The following is a 12,542-nucleotide window of genomic DNA, read 5'->3' as shown; positions in this document are numbered from 1 at the left end:
CGCTGCGCATTCGTGAAGCCACGAAACCGGTTGCTCTGCTTGCGCCCTTGATCGCTTCACCATGATGTACGCAGGCGGCGGAGGCAGATCAGGCTGCAGGCCAGTTCCAGCAGGCCCACGTGGAGGTCGGCGCGTCGCTCGTACCGGATGCGGAGCCGTTTGAACTGGTGCAGCCAGGCGAAGGCGCGCTCGACCACCCAGCGGATCTTGCCTAGTCCTGACCCGTGAGCGACGCCGCGTCGCGCGATCACGGGTTTGATGCCGCGCTTCCACAGCAGGCGGCGGTACTTGTCGCAGTCGTAACCCCGGTCCGCGTACAGGCGCCTCGGTTTGCGGCGGGGGCGCCCCCGAAGTCCGCGGATTGATGGGACCGCGTCCAGCAGTGGCAGGAGCTGGGTGACGTCGTGCCGGTTCCCGCCGGTGAGCGTGACGGCGAGCGGGGTTCCGTAACGGTCGACGATCACATGGTGCTTGGACCCGGGACGAGCGCGGTCAACGGGCGAGGGGCCGACGTGATCCCCCCTTTGAGGGCCCGGACGTGCGACCCATCCACGGCGCAGTCATCCAGATCCAGGAGCTCGGCCCGGCGCAGTTCTGTCAGTAGAGCGGCGTGCAGGCGGGACCACACACCGGCCTCGGTCCAGTCCCGCAGCCTGCGCCATGCCGTCACCCCGGAGCAGCCCACAGTCTCTGCGGGGACATCGCGCCAAGCGACACCAGTTCGCAGCACGTACATGACGCCAGCGAGTGCAGCCCGATCAGAAACACGCAACCGCCCGGGGAAACGGTGACGCCGCTCGGGAGCGGGCGGCAGCAGGGGGGCCACCCGCTTCCACAGATCGTCTGGAACAAGATCAACACGCACATGGACACCCTGCCGACCAAGATCGACCCGTGCAAGACCTCTGGCTCAACTCATTTTGAAACGATCAGTAAGGCGCGGCACCGGCCAAGGCCCGATGTGGACGATGCTGGTTGTAGTGCCGCTCGTAGATCCGCAGAACTCGTCCCTGGTGGGTCTCGTTCCAGATGGGGGCCCGGTCGAAGTGAGAGGCCGTCGGGCGCGGAGCGCGAGAGTCGCCATGGCGCAGGAGCGGGGCGCGCCGCCCACGCCCATCAAGCCTACCGGCCAGTAAGGTAAGGTTTCGGCAAGAGACGGGTGCTTCGATCGAGGCTGGTTGCACACCAACCACTCCGGTTCCGGGCTGGCGACCTGGCAGTCCGGCTCGTCCGGCACGCTTGCGGGGATCTGCACGGGACCTCCGCCTCCGGTTGTTCGCACACCTTCCTCACCGCTAGCGTGCACGGCTGGCGCGCCGACTCAACCTCCCTGTCGGGGGAGTTGGAACGGCCGCAGCCGTGTTCCTGCCCCCGAGGATCGGACGCCGAGTGAAACTCCCCTTGTCGGGCGGCAATCGAGGCGGCCGATGAAGTTCGGACGCCGACACGCCGCCTCGAGGCCGGCAACCGCTGCGGGGACAGACTCCCTCGTCCTGACCGACCAGGCGGAAGACGAGGCGCCGGCCATCCCTTCGCAGGCCGCGCCTTCGCCGGCCGCGCTCGATGCGGAGGAGATTGCTCTGCTGCGGGCGAGTGTGGCCTTGGTCGGGCCGCTCGCACCCGATCTGACGGTGTACTTCTACGCGATCCTCTTCCAGCAGCATCCCGAGGTGCGCCAGCTCTTCCCCGCCAACATGGACGTGCAGCGCGACCGGCTGCTCCGGGGACTGCTGCGGGTCGTCGACCTGGTCGACGACCCGGCCAGCCTGATTTACTTCTGCAGCCGTCTGGGGCGCGATCACCGCAAGTTCGGCGCGCTGAACGGCCACTACCCCGCCGTCGGCGCCGCGTTGCTCGACTCCCTCGCCCGGTTCGCCGGAGACGCCTGGACGCCTCGGCTCGCCGACGTGTGGGCACGCGCCTACGGTCTCGTGTCAGAGGTGATGATCCGCGCCGCCGAAGAGGACGCGGCGCTGTATCCGGCCGTCTGGAAGGCCGACGTCATCGGCCACAGCCTGCGCGGACCGGGCATCGCGGAGATCACGCTACGGCCGCACAGCGCCTACCCCTACCGGGCGGGCCAGTACGCAACCGTGGAGACGCCTTGGCAGCCCCGCGCCTGGCGCTACTACTCACTCGCGAACGCCCCGCGTGAGGACGGCACCGTGACCCTGCACGTGCGCGCCGTCCAAGACGGTCTGGTCAGCCCCGGCCTGGTCTTCAAGGCACGCCCCGGCGACCAGGTCACGTTGGGTCCGGCTCAGGGCGATATGGTCCTCGACCCCCGACACGAACGCGATCTGCTCTGCGTAGGCGGAGGCACCGGTCTGGCCCCGATACAGGCCCTGGTCGAGCAGACCGCCAAGGAAGGCGGCAAGCGATTCGTCGACGTCTTCATCGGAGCCCGCACCGCCGACGAACTCTACGGACTGGACGACATGCTGCGCGTGGCACAACACAACCACTGGCTCAAGGTCCGCGGCGTCCTCTCGGACCAGGCGGTGCCCGGCTGGCGCGGATCGCTGCCCGAGGCGCTCAAGGAGTTCGGCCCGTTCTACGGCCGCGAGGTGTTCCTGTCCGGCCCGGTCGCGATGGTCACCAGCGCGACCCGTGTGCTTCTGCACCAGGGAGTGCCCGAGCACAACATCCACTACGACCCGTTCGACGTTCCCCTCCTGGAGGCTGTGCTGCTTCCCAGCAGGATGCGTGAGCAGGCCGACCGATGACGACACGTGAATCAACAGCCGCGCGGCTGTTCGCCGCTGCCGAGCGCTTCGTGCAGGATTTCGCCCGCGAGCACCCCGGGGCCGTCGACCCCGGCGCCCGCCTGCGGGAGATCGCCGCCTCGGTAGCCGCACGCGGCACCTATGCGCACACACCCATGGAGCTCACCTACGGTGCCCGGGTGGCCTGGCGCAACGCCGCGCGCTGCATCGGACGGCTGTACTGGAACAGCCTGACGGTGCGTGACCTGCGGCACCTCACCCACCCCGACGACATCGCCCGCGAATGCTTCGAGCATCTGCGCATTGCCACCAACAACGGCCGGATACGGCCCGTCATCAGTATCTTCGCCGCGGACACCCCCGGCCGTCCCGCAGCCCGCATCCTGGGCGAACAACTGGTGCGCTACGCCGACGACCCGAGCAGCGCCAAGCGCCGCACCCTCGCCAAGGAAGCAGGATGGAAGGGCGGCCAGGAGCCGTTCGAGATCCTGCCGCTACTGATCCAGGCGGCACCCGACCAGGCCCCGGAGTTCTACGAAGTCCCCGAGGACGCCGTCCTAGAAATACCCCTGACACACCCTCACCATCGCGGCTTCCGGTCCCTGGGCCTGCGCTGGTACGCCGTCCCCGCCGTCGCCGACATGACCTTGGAGATAGGCGGCATCAGCTACCCGGCCGCGCCCTTCAACGGCTGGTACATGGGCACCGAGATCGGCTCACGCAACCTCGCGGACCCCGACCGATACGACCAACTGGAATCCGTAGCAGCGCTGTTCGGCCTGGACACATCCAGCGAGCGCACGCTGTGGCGCGATCGCGCCCTGGTCGAACTCAACCTTGCCGTCCTGCACTCCTACGCCCGAGCCGGCGTGACGATCGCCGACCACCACACCGAATCCACCCGCTTCCTCACGCACATCGCCAGAGAACAACGGCACGGCCGCGTCGTACCCGCCGACTGGAGCTGGATCGTCCCCCCGCTCTCCGGCTCGGCCACCGCGGTCTTCCACCGCTACTACGACCCACCCGACCCACTGACCCGGCCGGCCTTCCTACACCGACCCACACCCTGGGCGCCCTCCCAGCCCGACCGCTGCCCGGTCACCGGCGCCTGAGCGACGCGACCGGAGAGCAATACCGGAGAGCAATGTCGTCCTCAAGCAGCGCCTGTGGCCGCGCGCGCTCCCGCCGACACCACTGACCAAGGCCGACCGGCGCGCCCTGGACCACATCGCCGAGCAGGAGGAACACCGCCCCGAACCGAGCAGCACGCCGAAAGCCGCTCCTCACCACAGGAAAACGAACCCACAGAGCTCACAGAGCACGGAGATGCCCGAGCGCCTCGCCGCTCGTCCCTGCGACCGGTCAGTTGGCCAGGGCCTCTCCAGGCGAGTCCGCCTCGTCAGGGCGTTCGGGCCGTGCTGTCGCGCAGGCCGGACACTGGTTGTCCGTTCCGCTGAAAGCGTCAGTACTGCCTCCGGTGGCTGGTGACGGTAGGTCGGCTGGCGCTTCGGCCAGCGAGGGAGCGCCGACCGGACCCCGTCCGATTCTTTGACGCCCCCGGCCAGGCGGCGGTTCGAGGAGGCTGCGGCCTGCTGAGCTCCACGGCGCGACCCCTCAGCTCGCTGGAAACCGAAGCCCTCTACGCGGCCCCCTCACCTCCGACGCCCTGTCCAGCCTCGGTCTACCGCCGACCACCAGCCCGGGCACACCCCGGCGTTCTGCCCCCCGCCACCAACCGCATTGCCCCTTCCACCGAAAGCCCCGCCCACCCACTGCCAACCTCACCGAACAACGGCTGCCGCCACGCGGCCCCCGCTGACATGTCCGCCGTAGCTCAGACATATGTCCACGGGCCCGGGGCGCGCTGCCGCAGCGCATCACCTGAGGCAGCGCAAGGGCACGCTTGGCAGTGAGGTATGCGGGTACACGCCCACAGCCCGGGCCGTAGAAGATGGGGTGATCACACAATGCTGGTGGCTGAGCGCTACGAACTCGCGGCCAGGCTCGGCCACGGTGGCATGGGCGACGTGTGGCGGGGGATGGACGTGCTGCTGGGGCGTGAAGTCGCCGTCAAGCTGGCCCCGGTTTCACCCGACAGCGTGGCCGGCACCCGGTTTCAGATCGAGGCGCGCAGCGCCGCCTCACTCAGCCATCCCAACGTCGTTGCCGTCTTCGACTTCGGCGAGCACGAAGACTGCCTGTTCTTGGTCATGGAACTGGTTCACGGCCCATCCCTGGCACAGGAGTTGCAACGCTCGGGGGTGCTCACGGTAGAGCGCGTGGCAAGAATCGCCGCGGACGTCGCCGCAGGGCTGGCGGCGGCTCACCACCGGGGCATCGTGCACCGCGACATCAAACCAGCCAACTTGTTCACCACGACGCAGGGCCAGGTGAAAGTCGGCGACTTCGGCATCGCCCGCATCACCGACGACCCTTCAGCGGGCCTGACGAGCACCGGCCAGATCATGGGGACCTGCCTCTACATCGCTCCCGAGCGGATACTGGGCCACCATGCGCAACCGGCCTCGGACGTCTACGCCCTGGGATGTGTGCTCTACGAACTGCTCACTGGTGAACCGCCGTTCCGCTGCGAGACGTCGGTGGCCACGCTGCTGCAGCACCTGGAGGCTGACCCCGCACCGCCCCAGCTCGCCAGGTCCGGCCTCCCGCCGGCCTTCGAGGAGCTCCTCTTGGCGATGCTGGCCAAGGACCCACAGCACCGCCCCACGACAGAGCACGTGGCACAGTGGTTCGCGTCTACGAATCCCGAGGCCTCGCCCGACACCCCGTCAACTGGACTACCCCCGCTCCCCCGCCCCCGTCCGCCCCGGCCGCGAACTCCACGGCTCGCGCCCCCCGTGTCCCGACGACGCGCGGGCACGCTGGCCGCCACAGCCACAGCCGCAGCCGTGGTCGCGGTCGGTGGCTGCCTGACCTTCACGCTCACCCACCCCAGCCTGCACGCCCCGGCGACCGGTCCACAGGCAAACACCGCGCCCCCGACTGCCACCACACAGCGCCCGGCCTCAACCGCCGGGCCGACAGCCGCTCACACCGAGCCCGTGAAGGCAGCGACTGCCCCCACTGTACGCCCGGTCGCAGCACCTGCCCCCTTGGACACCAGAGCTCCTGCGCCTCACGATCACGGCAAGGGCAACCACGCAGGCAAAGGCAAGAAGCACGGCCGCAACGACCACAGAGCCCAGGTGTTTCGACCACGGCAGGTTGGGACGGGCTTCACGGGTGGGGCGTTCTCGAAATGAGTGGGGGCACACGAGATGTCCGCAGCCGCCACCTTCTGGGGCACCGGCGAGCAGAAGTACCTGGAATCCGCGGTCGACACCGGCTTCGTCGACAACATCCTTCCACCCGGACGTCCGCAGGGCATCGCCGGCCCCGCGTTCGCGTCCACCGCGTTCCGGGCCGGGGTCCCGGACCTCACGTGCGAACTCTGCGCCTGCCGACAGCCTCATCCGCGCAGCTCAAGCAGCATGTCGGTACTCGGGGATGACGTCGCCGAGGCGGTCTCTCCGCCGTATGTCCAGGCAGGCGATCTGCCCCGATTCGAGCGGTTCGGGCACTGGGCGTAGTGGTGCCGCTTGGTTCATGGCTCGGTGGGGCCGGTGGGCGTTGTGATGCTGCTCGAACTCGCGTAGCGCCCGGCACAAGCGGCTCTCGTTCCGGATCAGGGTCCGTCAGCGAAGCGCGCTCCGCCGCCGAGGAGAGTCAGCCGGTCGCGTCGACGAGGATGTCCGCGGGCACTTGCGGCCCTGCGACGAGGAAGAAGTCGCCGACGGGGGTGGCGAGCCTGCGGCGGCCCCGAAGCACGGCCTTGTCCTGGGGGACTGCGGCGGCGGTGCCGTCGGCTTGCGGCTGGTCGTGGACGCCGAGTGCCTCGGCGGGGACACCGAAGGTCCACAGGCCGAAACGGAGTGCACGAGGCGCGTCCACACGCATGGCGAGCCGCTCCCACGCGGCGTCGCGCAGGCGGGACGGACCGCGGTAGAAGCCGGCCCATTGGAGCCAGCGCAGTGCGGCCGCGTCCGGACGGCACAGGGCGGGCCGGCGGCGGGACGGACTGGGTACGTCCGGCAGCCCGGATTCGGCGAGCAGCCCCCCACGCTCCACCGTCGCGAGCAGGCGGCGGTACGCGTCGTGCAGCCGGAGGCGGCCGACGAGGCCGACCAGGAGGGCGCGGTCGTGCTCGGTCAACCGCGCCGCCAGCAGCCAGGAATCGACGGCGTCCCGTAGACCGAGGGGGCGCTCGAAGGCCTCGAGGGAAAGGAAGAGCAGGCTGGTCACCGCCCCGTCCGAGGGGGAGGCGGGCAGGGAGCGCCTGGGTGTGCTGCGGCGGCCGTCCCCGAGCCAGGCGACGTCGGTCAACTCCACGTAGATCGGGCGGGCCAGGTCGTCGCCGTGGGGAAGGCAGAACGTCAGCAGGTGGGCGGGAGCGCGCTCGACCTGGCGGACGCCGAGGTCGGTGAGCTGCCAGCCGTCGGCGATCAGCGCCTGCGCCGCGCGCCACAGCCCGGCTTCGTCGGGAGCGTGCAGGTCGAGGTCACCTTGGTGCCGCAGGAGCGGGGCGGGATAACAGGCGGAGATGGCCAGCCCCTTGACCGGGCGCAGTCCCGGGACCAAGCTCACCAGACTGTCCCTGACGGCGGCGTATGCCTGGATCCGGGCACGGGCCTCGTGGAGTTCGTTGAGGCGTGAGGCGGCCAGGGCGCCGGGGTGCGCGTGGTCGTAGGCGCTCAGCAGGGTGAGGCGGAACTTGGGGTCCGCGCGCTCCACGCGGTGCAGCAGGCGGTCGGGCCTGTCCAGGTCCAGCTTGTAGTAGTCGCGGGTGGCTTGCACGATGCGCGCGGCCGGGTGCTGGGCGTCCGCGCGCGGGCTGCCGGCCTGCGTAGGGGCGTTCGCCTGGGATTCGACGAACGGCTGTGAGGTGCTCATCTGTTGGCTCCGTGTCGTGCGTGCGCGGTCAGCGGACCGCCCCGCCTGCTGACGGCAGCACGTAGGCGGGTGTGGGGTGGGGGCGGGCGCCCAGCGACTCCTTGAAGCGCGCGACGCCGCCCGGATGCGAGTCGCCCATGTGGTAGTGGGTGCAGCCCGCGTCGGCGGCCTCCTGGAGCGCCAGTTCGTGCAGCAGGTGGTTGGCCCGGGTGGGCGCGGCCAGCGGCCGCGACATGGCGCCGCGCCAGTACTTCTGCTGCGGGCCCTGGCGCAGCAGGATCACCGAGGCGGCGGGTTCGCCGCGGTACCAGGCCGTCCACACCGAGCAGGCCTCGCCGAGACGCTCGGCGACGGTGACGAGCCTGTGCAGCGGATCCCGGGACTCGATCCGGTGGCGCACCCGGTCCGTCGGCTCGCCGGACTGCGCGGCCCAGCGCTCCATGGACTCCTGGTAGAGGGCGTAGAACACCTCCAGATCCCCCCGCGTGCGGCCACGGGTCACGTCCAGACCGGAACGGGCGGCCTTGCGCATCGAGCGCCGGGCGGCCGGTTGAAGTCGCTGCCGCCATGAGCCGTCCGGGCCGGTGAGGTCGACGACATGGGTGGTGCGCGGGGTGCATGGGGACCGGGACGGTACGGCGGCGGCCCACGGCCGCGCGGTGAGCGGGCCGACCCGCAGCCTGACCCCGCCCGGCAGCCGGGCCAGGTCCGCGAGGACGGCGGCAGTCTGAGCCGGCGTCGGCGGGCCGTCCGGGCACAGCGGCCCACCCACGCCCCACTCGGCGGGCCAGGAGGCGAAGTCGGTCTGCCCGAAAGCGGCCTGGCCGAAGGTGGACTGGTCGAAGGCGGACTGGTCGAAGGCGGACTGGTCGAAGGCGGACTGGGCGCGAGCGGTTCGCCCGGTTCCGGTTCGCCCGGATTCCGCCTGCTCGAACCCGGTGCGCCTGAAGGCGCCCTCCCCGAGGCCGTGCTGCCCGGGCTCAGGCGGGCCGGGCTCGGTCGGGCCGGGCTCGGTCGGGCCGGGCTGGGAAAGCCCGGCCTCGGGCGGCCCGGTGCGCCGGACCAGCGGAAGCACGATCCGGGTGCCGTCGTCCCACCGGTACCGGCGTCCGGCCTCGACCCACTCGCCCTGGGCGCAGATCGCTTCGAGCCACCCGGGGGTCTGTGTGGGAAGCGCCTGCGCGTCCTGCCGTAGGGCCTGTTCCCACTCCGCACGCGACAGCGGGGCGGTCTCGGGCACGGTGCTCACGCGGGCGCCGCCGCGGCGGCGCGGGGAACGCGCTCGTGGACCCTGGTCACGCGGGGCTCGGGGCCGAAGATGTGCTCGTAGTGACGTTCCGCCAGGTCCGGTGCGGTGGGCGTGGTCAGGGTGTGCCGGTTGTAGCGGCTGACCTCGGCTGTGGTCATGGTGGGCCGCAGGTCGTGCAGGGGCGTGTAGAGCGTGGGGCGCACCCGCACGTCGAGCGAGCGGGCGAAGGCGACGGTGGCGTCGGTCCCCTCCGGGGAGGTTCCGGGCAGGCCGACCATCACGAAGGCGTTGAGTTCGATGCCGGAGTCGGCGCACCAGCGCGCGAGACGCTCGAACTTGTCCTGGTGCACCCGCTTGGAGCGAGGCAGGGAACTGTGGCCGTCGGGGTCCAGGGTCTCCAGACCGACGGAGATGCGCACGCATCCGGCCGCGCCCATCAGCCGCACCAGTTCCTCCTCCAGGTGCGGCACGGTGGTGGTGCACTTCCACGGGAGCCGGTCGGGCAGGTCGAGCAGGCGGTGGCACAGCTCCCTGGTCCAGGGACGGTCGAGAGTGAAGGTCGGGGCGTAGAAGGAGACGTACTCGAACGAGGGCTCGGCCTGCCGCGCGGCGGCGATGTACTCCAGCACCGTGTCGACGGACAGGCGTCGCTCGCGCAGGCCGAAGATCTCGTGCACGTCGCAGTAGGAGCAGCCGACGGGGCACCCCCGGGCAGTCGGCACGACCAGCTCGCGGCGGAAGGGGATCCCGCAGAACTTGCGTTCGTCTCGGGCGTACAGGCGCTCGTACGCGTCGTAGGGGATCTCGCGGACGTCGGGCAGGGCCCACTGGTCCGGCTCCAGGGTGCGGCCCGGACCGGTGGGCGCGGTCCATCCCTCGGCGGTGCGCACCTGGACGCCCGGCAACGGGCGTTCGGGGTCCCCGGCGAGCACGGCCTCCACGTAGTCGCCCACCCCGCACTCCGGGTCTCCGGAGCGGACGACGGCGTCGAGGTCGTAGCGCACGAAGTGCCCGGGGTTGAGGGCGGACAAGCGGCCGAAGGTGACCACCTTGGCGCCGGGGCACAGCTCGCGGGTGTAGCTCAGGAAGCGCTCGAAGCCGTCGACGGCGTCGTAGTCGTTCATCATCGCGATGACGTCGTAGCGCCCCTGGTGCAGCGTGGCTCCGAGGTCCTTCCAGTTGACGTTCAGCGCACCTCCGTCGAGCGCGTCGACGTGCTCGACACCGGGGCGGCGACGCAGGTGCGCAGCGACCTCGAAGAGCGGGGTGTGGTGTCCGGCGTTGAAGTAGCCGGGCACGTGCGGTGGCCAGACCACCAGGATTTTCGACATCAGCTCGCCTCGCGGCTCGACGGGTCACGACCAGATTATGTGACACCATTTCACAAGCCGCAGTCAAGCAAGTGAGAGGCAAATGTGACAGGCAATATTGACTATGCTTGACAGGTCTGGCTAGCGTGCTGCCGTGCGCCGATCCCCCGTGCGCGCCGAACAGGAGGAAGGCCGCCCGTGGAGGCTGCAAGCGCCATGAGGACGCACAGGACGCTGCTGGAGGTGCTCGCCGCCTCCCCGGTGCACGCCCTGCAGCCCTATCGACGCCGCCGGATCCCCGGCGCCGTCAACCTGGCCAGCAACGAACTGCGCCACCCCGCACTGGAGCGGTTGGCCGATGAGGCCCTGGCCGCACTGCCCGGCGCGGACGTCGCGGGCTACCCCTCGGACACCGCCTTCGTCCAGATGCTGGCCGACCGCCTGCGGGTCGACCCCCGCTCGCTGCTGCCGGTGGCCGGATCGGACGACGCCTACCGGCTGCTCACCGAGGCCTTCGGCCCCGCCGTCGGTGCCACCGCCGTCACGCAGGAGCTCAACTACCAGTCGCTGCCGGACTATGCGCGGCTGCGGGGCCTGGAGCTGGTGGCCGCCCCCTACCTGCCGGAACAGCACGCCTTCGACACCGAGGAGCTGATCCGGCTTCAGGCCGCGCGCCCCGGCCGGGCCGTGGTGTGGCTGTCCAATCCCAACGGCCCCACCGGCGCGGTGCACACGCCCGAGGAGCTGGACCGACTCTGCGCATCGGTGGCGGCCGCGGGCAACCTGCTCGTCGTCGACGAGGTGTACCGCCACTTCCAGGACGGTCCGCGCTGGTCCGGCCCCGCGCATACCGGGCGGCACCGTCACCTGGTCCGCATCCGCTCCTTCTCCAAGGGCTACGGCCTGGCCGGCGCCCGCCTGGGCTACCTGCACGGCCACCCCGAGCTGATCGCCTATCTGGCCCGCTGGAACACCCGGGGGCCGGTCTCCGCCCCCGCCCTGCGCCTGGCCGAACACCTGCTGCGCAACGGCGACAAGATCACCGCCGTGCACCGCGAGGTCGCCGCCGACCGCGCCTGGTTCACCGCGGCGGTGCGGCCGCTGCCCGGCCTCACCGCGCTGCCCTCCCAGGGCAACTTCGTCGCTGTGCGCGCCCGCACCGACGCGCTCGTGCAGCGCGCCCTGGACACGCTCGCCGAAGACCGGATCGCGGTCCGGGACCTGCGGCCGCTGCACGTCATGGGAGCGGTGCTGCGGGTGGGCATGGCCCAGCGGCCGGTGCTGCACCGCGTGGTCGCCGCACTGTCCCGGGCCGCGGAAGGCGTCGAGGGTGCGCAGGTCGTGCGGGGCGAGGCGGGGCGCGGGTGAGGGCGACCCGCGCGGGCGGGCGGGGCGAGTGGACGGCCGCCGTCGAGGAGCTGACCCGCGCCAGGCGGGTCGCCGTGATCGGCTGCCCGGGCAGCGGCAAGACGTGGCTCGCGACCCGCCTGGCGGCCTCGTCGGGCCTGCCCTATGTCGGCCTGGACGACCACTACTTCGACCGGGGCTGGCAGATCCGCTGCTCGCCGGAGCAGTGGCAGGCCGACCACGACGCGCTGGCGCAGGACGCCGCGTGGGTCATGGACGGTCTGCACAGCACGACCCTGCCCGAGCGCCTGAACCGGGCCGAGGCCGTGGTGTGGCTGGACTACCCCACCCACGTCTGCGTCCTCGGCTATCTGCGCCGCACCGCCCGCTGGCGGCTGACGGGCCGGGCGCCGGGCTATGCCTCGGCCGCGGACGGCTCGGTCCGGCTCCCGCCCGACGCACCGTCGTTCCTTCGCTTCATCCTCACCTTCCGACGCCACCGCCGCCCGGCCTTGGCGGAACTGCTGGCCCGGCAGGGCACGGGATGCGCGGTGCTGCGCCTCACCGGACGCCACCAGGTGCCGGGCCTCCTGGCCGCCCTGGCGGAACGGCTGCCGACGGCGGTGCCCCCGGCGTCCCCGGCACGGCGCGGTCCGGCGGGACGATCGGGCACGCCTGGGGGTTGACCCTGCGTCAGAAGGGCTCCCGCCCGGGCAGCGCGCGGGCGCCCGCGTCCCCGGGCTCGCGGTACTCGTGTCGTCGCCCTCCGTCCGGGCGACACCGGGAGCGCCGGTGTGAGCCTGCGTCGTTCGGGCTCGGGCGCGGCATGGCCGCCCCGGGGCTGCCGCCTCAGCCGGAGCCGGGCCTGCGCCGGGGTGCGGAGGCGGAGTCCTGGGGTGGACCGCCCGCGTCCGTGTCGGCCCGGCGGGCCGGTGGGGCGACGGCTGCCCCGGCTGG

The 12,542-nt window shown here is 71.4% G+C and carries 10 protein-coding genes; 6 read left to right on the top strand and 4 right to left on the bottom strand.

Going from position 1 to position 12,542, the window contains the following annotated elements:
• Nucleotides 1–56: 56 nt before the first annotated feature.
• A protein-coding gene (locus TR48_RS40130) for an IS5 family transposase (RefSeq protein ID WP_152627853.1) occupies nucleotides 57–865 on the bottom strand; the annotation gives its coding sequence in 2 pieces (ribosomal slippage) (nucleotides 57–526 and nucleotides 526–865; 810 coding nt in all).
• Between the two features lie 730 nt (nucleotides 866–1,595).
• On the opposite strand from TR48_RS40130, the gene TR48_RS08195 reads away from it, so the two are divergent.
• The 4 genes from TR48_RS08195 (at nucleotide 1,596) to TR48_RS44915 (ending at nucleotide 6,319) form a co-directional block, all read left to right on the top strand.
• Nucleotides 1,596–2,726 carry a globin domain-containing protein gene (locus tag TR48_RS08195; RefSeq protein ID WP_236652068.1) on the top strand — a complete coding sequence of 377 codons (1,131 nt, stop codon included), beginning with the start codon at nucleotides 1,596–1,598 and terminating at the stop codon, nucleotides 2,724–2,726.
• A complete protein-coding gene (locus TR48_RS08190) occupies nucleotides 2,723–3,841 on the top strand; it encodes a nitric oxide synthase oxygenase (RefSeq protein WP_084729018.1) in 1,119 nt (372 codons plus the stop codon). Before TR48_RS08195 ends, TR48_RS08190 begins: the two co-directional genes overlap by 4 nt.
• Before the next feature lie 855 nt (nucleotides 3,842–4,696).
• Nucleotides 4,697–5,992 carry a serine/threonine-protein kinase gene (locus TR48_RS08185; RefSeq protein ID WP_052442487.1) on the top strand — a complete coding sequence of 432 codons (1,296 nt, stop codon included), beginning with the start codon at nucleotides 4,697–4,699 and terminating at the stop codon, nucleotides 5,990–5,992.
• A 15-nt stretch (nucleotides 5,993–6,007) separates the two neighbouring features.
• Nucleotides 6,008–6,319 carry an ester cyclase gene (locus tag TR48_RS44915; RefSeq protein WP_042365263.1) on the top strand — a complete coding sequence of 104 codons (312 nt, stop codon included), beginning with the start codon at nucleotides 6,008–6,010 and terminating at the stop codon, nucleotides 6,317–6,319.
• A 136-nt stretch (nucleotides 6,320–6,455) separates the two neighbouring features.
• Here the strand turns inward: TR48_RS44915 and TR48_RS08175 are convergent, their stop codons facing one another.
• From TR48_RS08175 to TR48_RS08165, 3 genes are read right to left on the bottom strand one after another with little or no spacing between them, the layout of a single operon-like run.
• The gene (locus tag TR48_RS08175; RefSeq protein WP_042365262.1) at nucleotides 6,456–7,679 is read right to left on the bottom strand and encodes a nucleotidyltransferase family protein; all 1,224 of its coding nucleotides are present in this window, start codon (nucleotides 7,677–7,679) and stop codon (nucleotides 6,456–6,458) included.
• Nucleotides 7,680–7,707: 28 nt separating this feature from the next.
• A complete protein-coding gene (locus TR48_RS08170; RefSeq protein ID WP_042365261.1) occupies nucleotides 7,708–8,928 on the bottom strand; it encodes a GNAT family N-acetyltransferase in 1,221 nt (406 codons plus the stop codon).
• Entirely contained in the window at nucleotides 8,925–10,259 is a 1,335-nt protein-coding gene (locus TR48_RS08165; RefSeq protein ID WP_084729014.1) for a B12-binding domain-containing radical SAM protein, read from the bottom strand. Before TR48_RS08165 ends, TR48_RS08170 begins: the two co-directional genes overlap by 4 nt.
• A 195-nt stretch (nucleotides 10,260–10,454) precedes the next feature.
• Between TR48_RS08165 and TR48_RS08160 the strand changes: the two genes are divergently transcribed.
• Together TR48_RS08160 and TR48_RS38670 are read left to right on the top strand one after the other, a co-directional pair.
• Nucleotides 10,455–11,606 (top strand): pyridoxal phosphate-dependent aminotransferase, encoded by a 1,152-nt coding sequence (locus TR48_RS08160; protein WP_042365259.1) that lies wholly within the window; start codon nucleotides 10,455–10,457, stop codon nucleotides 11,604–11,606.
• Nucleotides 11,603–12,271: a P-loop NTPase family protein gene (locus TR48_RS38670; RefSeq protein ID WP_052442486.1), complete on the top strand. Its 669-nt coding sequence runs from the start codon at nucleotides 11,603–11,605 to the stop codon at nucleotides 12,269–12,271. The genes TR48_RS08160 and TR48_RS38670 overlap by 4 nt, the downstream gene beginning before the upstream one ends.
• Nucleotides 12,272–12,542 lie beyond the last annotated feature (271 nt).

Origin of the sequence: Streptacidiphilus neutrinimicus (assembly GCF_000787815.1) — a bacterium.
GTDB lineage: Bacteria > Actinomycetota > Actinomycetes > Streptomycetales > Streptomycetaceae > Streptacidiphilus > Streptacidiphilus neutrinimicus.
Note: the sequence above shows the minus strand (reverse complement) of the source record. Positions and strands in the feature narration are given on the sequence as shown.

Excerpts from the sequence above, each read along its gene's own strand:
- TR48_RS08190 (WP_084729018.1), top strand. The coding sequence starts at position 2,723 with ATGACGACACGTGAATCAACAGCCGCGCGGCTGTTCGCCGCTGCCGAG.
- TR48_RS08185 (WP_052442487.1), top strand. The coding sequence starts at position 4,697 with ATGCTGGTGGCTGAGCGCTACGAACTCGCGGCCAGGCTCGGCCACGGT.
- TR48_RS44915 (WP_042365263.1), top strand. The coding sequence starts at position 6,008 with ATGTCCGCAGCCGCCACCTTCTGGGGCACCGGCGAGCAGAAGTACCTG.
- TR48_RS08175 (WP_042365262.1), bottom strand. The coding sequence starts at position 7,679 with ATGAGCACCTCACAGCCGTTCGTCGAATCCCAGGCGAACGCCCCTACG.
- TR48_RS08165 (WP_084729014.1), bottom strand. The coding sequence starts at position 10,259 with ATGTCGAAAATCCTGGTGGTCTGGCCACCGCACGTGCCCGGCTACTTC.
- TR48_RS08160 (WP_042365259.1), top strand. The coding sequence starts at position 10,455 with ATGAGGACGCACAGGACGCTGCTGGAGGTGCTCGCCGCCTCCCCGGTG.